Source organism: Actinomadura rubrisoli (assembly GCF_004349215.1).
GTDB lineage: Bacteria > Actinomycetota > Actinomycetes > Streptosporangiales > Streptosporangiaceae > Spirillospora > Spirillospora rubrisoli.
Map to the genome: position 1 here is coordinate 1 of NZ_SMKU01000453.1, position 6,265 is coordinate 6,265.

The 6,265-nt window shown below is 73.1% G+C and carries 4 protein-coding genes; 2 read left to right on the forward strand and 2 right to left on the reverse strand.

All coding sequences use genetic code 11. The features are described 5' to 3' along the window. Together E1298_RS42675 and E1298_RS42680 are read right to left on the reverse strand one after the other, a co-directional pair. On the reverse strand, nucleotides 1-3,248 hold a 3,248-nt coding region (locus tag E1298_RS42675), incomplete at its 3' end, for an ATP-binding protein (protein ID WP_131903088.1). 89 nt (nucleotides 3,249-3,337) lie between these two features. Then, entirely contained in the window at nucleotides 3,338-4,711 is a 1,374-nt protein-coding gene (locus E1298_RS42680; RefSeq protein WP_131903089.1) for an NAD(P)/FAD-dependent oxidoreductase, read from the reverse strand. Between the two features lie 374 nt (nucleotides 4,712-5,085). On the opposite strand from E1298_RS42680, the gene E1298_RS42685 reads away from it, so the two are divergent. Further along, complete coding sequence (locus E1298_RS42685; RefSeq protein WP_243726179.1) at nucleotides 5,086-5,676, forward strand: YbhB/YbcL family Raf kinase inhibitor-like protein; 591 nt, start codon at nucleotides 5,086-5,088, stop codon at nucleotides 5,674-5,676. Between the two features lie 253 nt (nucleotides 5,677-5,929). Beyond that, the coding region (locus tag E1298_RS42690) for a hypothetical protein (RefSeq protein ID WP_207945181.1) at nucleotides 5,930-6,265 on the forward strand (336 nt) is incomplete at its 3' end.

The following is a 6,265-nucleotide window of genomic DNA, read 5'->3' on the forward strand; positions in this document are numbered from 1 at the left end:
GTCGCGGGGCGTGGGGGGTCCAGGCCGAAATCGTGCAGGACGTCGGCGAACGTGCGGGTGAGGCCGCGGGTGTAGGCGGCGGTGAAGGCGGGCTCGCCCAGTTCCGCGCGGAGGGCGGCCTCGATCGCGGTCACGTCGGGCAGGGAGAGGTCGCGGGTGCCGCGCAGGCCGTCTGCGGTGCCCAGGAGTTCGGCGGCGCGGTCCGGGGCGCCGAGGGCGCGGTGCCGTTCGGCGTGGCCTGCCAGCACGTAGGAGACGATCGGGTAGTCGTGGGACTGGACGGCGCCGCGCAGTGCCTCGTCGAGCCTGGCCTGGGCGTCGTCCATGGCGCCCATGGCCACGTCCAGCTGCGCCCGCGAGCACAGGACCATCGCGCGAAACTGCGGCGGGCCCGGAAGGTCCACGGTGAGCTCATCGGCCCGGCCGAGCCTGCGCAGCGCCTCGGCCTCGTCGCCGGAGCGGCGGGCGAACTCGCCGAGCTGGTAGTGCAGCGCCGCCTCGTCCTCCGGGCGCCGGGCCGCGCCGGTGTCGCGCATCGCGCCGTTCAGCAGGTCCTCGGCCCGCTCGCGCTCGCCGACAAGGTCCAGCTCGTTCGCCAGCTTCATGGACAGGTGCAGCAGCTCCGCCGTGCCGCCGCTCAGCTCGGTGTTGAGCCGCAGCCCCTCCTCGTAGAGGGCGACGGCGGCGTGGTGGTCGCCCTTGCGGCCGACGATCTCCGCCTGGGCGGTGAGCGTGAACGACAGGCCCCAGCGGTCGCCCGTCTCGCGGAACGCGGCGAGGGCCCGCTCGAAGTCCTCCTCCAGCTGGTGGACGCGGCCGAAGTTGTGGGACACCTGGCCGTGGATGAAGTACGCCAGCCCGCGCACCCACGGGTCCGGGTCGTCCAGGAGGCTCTCGATGCCGCGCAGCGACGCCTGGTCCCATCCGTCCATGTACATCTGGACGGTGTGGCGCATCAGCCGCAGCACCGGATGGCGGGCCTCGTCGCCGACCCGCTCGCAGATGTCCTCGGCGCGCGTGAGCCAGGAGGTGACGCGGCCGTCGTCCACCAGGTTGTCCAGCGAGGTCATCGCGGCGAGCGCGAGCGCGAGCGCGGTGGTGCCGTCCTCCGGGACGCCGGGGAGCGCGAGGATCTCCTCCAGGTTGTCGGCGCCGTCGGTGATCAGGCCGTTCAGGAACCAGTACCAGCCGAGCGCCGCGCAGAACCGGATGGCCAGCGGCGCGTCCCCGGCGGAGATCGCCCAGTGCAGGGCGGCGGAGTTGTTGTCGTGCTCGGCGGCCAGGCGGCGCAGCCAGCCGAGCTGCTCGGCGCGGTACAGGTGCGGTTCGGCCGTCTCCGCCAGCCGGACGAAGTGATCCGCGTGCGCGCGGCGGGTGCGCTCCTCCTCCCCCGCCTCGGCCAGGCGTTCCAGCCCGTACGCGCGGATCGTCTCCAGCATCCGGTAGCGGGGTTCGCCGTCGCCGCCGGTCGCGATCACCAGGGACTTGTCGACCAGCGCGGCCAGGACGTCCAAGACGCCGGGACGGTCGAGGCCGGGCCCCGCGCACACGTCCTCGGCGCTCTCCAGCGTCGCGCCGCCCTGGAAGACGGCCAGGCGGCGGCACAGCATCCGCTCGGGCTCGTCCAGCAGGTCCCAGCTCCACTCCACGACGGCGCGCAGCGTCTTGTGGCGGGGAAGCGCGGTGCGGCTTCCCGCGCTGAGCAGCCGGAACCGGTCGTCCAGGCGGACGGCGATCTGCTCGGGCGTCATCACGCGGAGCCGGGCGGCGGCCAGCTCGATCGCCAGCGGCATGCCGTCCAGCGCCCGGCAGATCTGGACGACCCGCCCGACGTTGGCGTCGGTGACCGAGAAGTCCGGAGACACGGCGGAGGCACGGTCGGCGAAGAGCCGGACGGCGGGGTATCCCAGGGCCTCGACCGGCCCCGCGGAGGAGGGCGGCGGCTCCAGCGGCTCGACCGGCCAGAGCGTCTCGCCGGTGATGCCGAGGGGTTCTCGGCTGGTCGCGAGGATCCGCACCCCCGGGCAGGCGGCCAGCACCTGGTCGGCGAGCCGCGCCGCCACGTCCAGCAGATGCTCGCAGTTGTCCAGCAGGAGCAGCAGGCGCCGTCCCGCCAGGGCCGACACCAGGCGCTCCAGCGGGTCGCCGGGGTCCGCCACCGTCATCCGGCTCGCGCTCGCGGTGATCGGCGTCATCTCGCGCAGCCCGAGCGCGGTGAGGACCGCGGCCGGGACCTCCGCGGGGTCGGACACCGGCGCGAGCTCGGCGAGCCAGACGCCGTCGGGCAACCGGCCGCCCAGCCGCTCGCCCGCCTCCAGCGACAGCCGGGTCTTGCCCGCTCCGCCCGGTCCGGTGAGGGTGACCAGGCGCGCCTCGGACAGCAGGTCGCCGACCCGCTTGAGGTCGGTGTCGCGTCCGATGAAGCTGGTGAGCCGCGCCCGCAGATTCCCCCTGGGACGTTCCTGCGCCGTGCGCACCGGGGCCTCGGCCGGGGGACGGGCGGCCGGCAGCAGCGAGGGGTCCTGCCGCAGGACGGACAGGTAGACGGCCTCAAGATCGGGCGACGGGTCGACGCCGAGGCCGTCGGCGAGCGCGTGCTTGGCCCTCTCGTAGCAGGCCAGGGCCTCGGCCTGGCGGCCCGCGGCGTAGAGGGCGCGCATCAGCAGGGCGGCGACGGGCTCGCGGAGCGGGTCGTCCTCGGCGAGGGCGCGCAGCTCGGGGATCAACTCCGCGTGGCGGCCGAGCGCGAGGTCGGCGTCCAGGCGCTCCTCCAGCGCGGCGCGGCGCAGCGCGTCCAGGCGCGCGGCGGGCGCGTCCGCGAACCGGAGCCCGGCGGCCCCGGCCAGCGCCGGTCCGCGCCACAGCGCGAGGGCCTCCCGGAGCCCGGACGACCGGGCGGCCGGGGTCGCGGCGCGGCGCGCGGCCAGGACGCGCGCCTCGAAGTCGCAGGCGTCGACCGCCTCGCGCGGCAGGACGAGCCGGTACGCGCCGGACCGCGACTCGACCAGGTCGCGCCCGATCGCGGCGCGCAGCCGGGAGACGAGGGACTGGAGCGCGTTGGCCGCGCCCCTGGGGACCTCGTCCTCCCAGAGGGCGTCGATGATCCGGCCCGCGGGGATCATCGCGCCCGGGTCGAGCGCGAGCAGGGTCAGCAGCGCCCGCAGCCGCGCTCCCCCGACCTCGATCTCCGCCCCGGCGGACGCGCCGTCCGCGCGCACCTCCAGCGGCCCCAGGATCCCGATCCACACGCCCCGATTGTCCCCCACCCCGGCCTTCACCCCGCCCACCGTAGACGGCGGCGCCCCGGCCATCGCCGGGGCGCCGAAGAGGGGACGGGTCAGGCCGCGTTCTCCTTGACCGCCTTCTTGGCCCTGGCGTCGTCCAGGGCCGCCAGCTCGAAGTCGGCGCGCGGCTGCTCGACGGTGGCGAGCGAGACGGTCTCGCGCTTGAGGAACAGCGCGAGCGTCCAGTCCGCCAGGACGCGCAGCTTGCGGTTGAAGGTCGGGACCATCGCACCGTGGTAGCTGCGGTGGAAGAACCACGCGGGCCAGCCCTTGAGCTTGAAGCCCATGGGGTTGGCCACGCCCTTGTGCAGGCCGAGCCCGGCGACGGCGCCGAGGTTGCCGTGCACGTAGGGCTTGAGGGTCTTGCCCCGCAGCGACCGGACGATGTTGTCGCCCAGGAGCTTGGCCTGCCGGACGGCGTGCTGGGCGTTCGGCGGGCAGAACATGCCGTCCTGGGTGAGGTCCGGGATCGCGGCGTTGTCACCGGCGGTGAACGCCCGCACCAGGCCCTCGATGGTGAGGTACTCGGTGCCCTTGACGCGGCCCCGCTCGTCCAGGGGCAGGTCGCCGCGCCGGACGACGGGGGACGGCTTGACGCCCGCGTTCCACACCAGCGTCCCGGCCGGGAAGCCGCTGCCGTCCGACAGCTCGATCTGCCCGTCCACCGCCGACTTCAAGAGCGTCTTCATCTTCACGTCGATGCCGCGGCCGCGCAGCTGCTCGGCCGTCCACTTGCCCATGTCCGGGCCGACCTCGGGGAGGATCCGGTCGCTGGCCTCGACCAGCATGAACCGCAGGTCCTGCGGGGTGACCTTGCGCATGTACTTGGTGGCGTCGCGCGACATGTCCTCCAGCTCGGCGACCGCTTCGACGCCGGCGAACCCGCCGCCGACGAACACGAAGGTCAGGGCCTTGCGGCGCAGCTCGGCGTCGTCGGTCGACTCGGCGATCTCCAGCTGCTCCAGCACGTGGTTGCGCAGGTGGATGGCCTCGCCGATGGTCTTGAGGCTGATGCCGTTCTCGGCCAGGCCCGGGATCGGCAGGAGCCGCGGCACCGCGCCGGCGGCCATGACCAGGTAGTCGTAGGAGATCCGCTCCGGCGGCCCGGCCAGCGGCTGGACGATCGCCCAGCCCTCGTCGTGGGAGAGCTCGGTCACCCGGGCCTTGCGCACGGTGCACCGGCGCAGCACGCGGCGCAGCGGGACGACGACGTGCCGCGGGGAGATGTTCCCGGCGGCGGCCTCGGGGAGGAACGGCTGGTACGTCATGTACGAGTTCGGGTCCACGATCGTGACCCTGACCTCGCCCCGCTTGAGCTCGCTGCGGAGCTTCTTCTGCAGGCGGAGGGCGGTGTACATGCCCACATAGCCGCCACCCACGATGAGGATGTGGGGAGCGCCAGGGGTGTCCTCGGCGGTCCTGGCCATTGCGGCCTCCAATGTTCACGGTCGGCTTGTGAAGACATTCACAAACTAGCCGATGGACCCCGTCCGACACCAACCCGAGACCGGGAAAGAACGCGAGAACTTCTCGTGACGGCAAACTGGAGCGTCGCTGTGCATGTGAACTTCACCACTCCTTCCCATTTTGTCGGACGAAGCAGGTCAAAGCACGCATGACGCAACTCACAGCCGCGTTCCTCCGGGGCACCCTCGCCTCGCGGGAGGAAAGGCCCGTTCCACCCTCGCGGAGCCCCTATGGTTGGGGCGGACGAGGAAGGGGGCGCCACCGGCGGGTGCGCGTGCCGGGATCACGGAAATCCGGCGGAGCGCGGCGTACGATCTCGCGCGGGAGCGTAGCGATGATGAGCAAAGACCGGCGTCCGATCCTGGCCGCCGCGGGCGCCCTCGCGCTCGCCGGCGCCGTGAGCGGTTGCGGGCTGATCGGCCAGCCGCAGAACAAGAGCGCTGAGCTGTCGGAATGGTTCACCGTGACCAGCCCGGTGTTCCGCGATGGCAAGGACTTGCCCACGAGGTACGGCTGCACGACGTACTCTGGCGTGCAGGGCAGCAAGACCCCGCCGCTGCGGTGGTCGGGGGGTCCGGACGGCACACGGTCGTTCGCGATCGTCGTGGACGACCCGGACGCCGCGGGCGGCGCCAACGTCCACTGGGTGATCGCGGGCATCGACGCGAGGGTCAACGAGCTCGTGGAGGGCGCCCGCATCGACAGTGCCATCTTCGGGCTGGCCATGGACGACAAGGCGGGCTACGTACCACCGTGCCCGCCCAAGGGAGAACGGCATCGGTACAGGTTCACCATCTACGCGCTGGACGATCCCGCGCCGTTCAAGAGCGGCGCCAAGCTCAAGGAATCGCTCAGCGCCATCGCCGAGCACACGGTGGGCCGCGGCCGGATCACCGGGAACTTCGGCGGTAAGCAGGCGCGTTGAGCGTGGAGCCTGTGAGCACGAGGTCAGGGCGGGCCCCTTGCGGGGCTGGAGCTGACAGGGGTGCCCGGGACGGTCCGCCGGACCGTTCGGGACACACCGGGTGAGGGTAAATGTGCGCGAAGGGTGTGACAACGGTCATAGCGGTCGGACAGAATCGGGCTAGGCCCGAGGGGAACCGACCGTCGGCGACAATCGGAACGGACCCGCGGTCCGCGCCGGCGACTCTCGCAGGGCCAAGGCATTGGGTGGTGGCATGACTTCTTACATCGTGGTCTTCGGCCTCATTGTGGTCGTGGTCCTTGTGGTCGTCCTGGTGGCCCTGGGTCTGCGGGCCAGCCGGGCCGGACGTGACGACGACGACTGGATGGCCGACGAGCAGCCGCAGCCACGCGGCCGGCGCGCCGCCCCGCCGCCGCAGCAGGACGGCATGGGCGCTCCCGAAGAGGTCTACGACACCGGGTACGACACCGGCACCGGGTACGACACCGGCTACGACGCCTCCTCGTACGGTCCCGGCGCACCCGACCCGGCCTACGACCGCCGCGTCGCCGGCGGCCCGCTCGCCGCGCCCACCGCCGCCCCCCAGGCC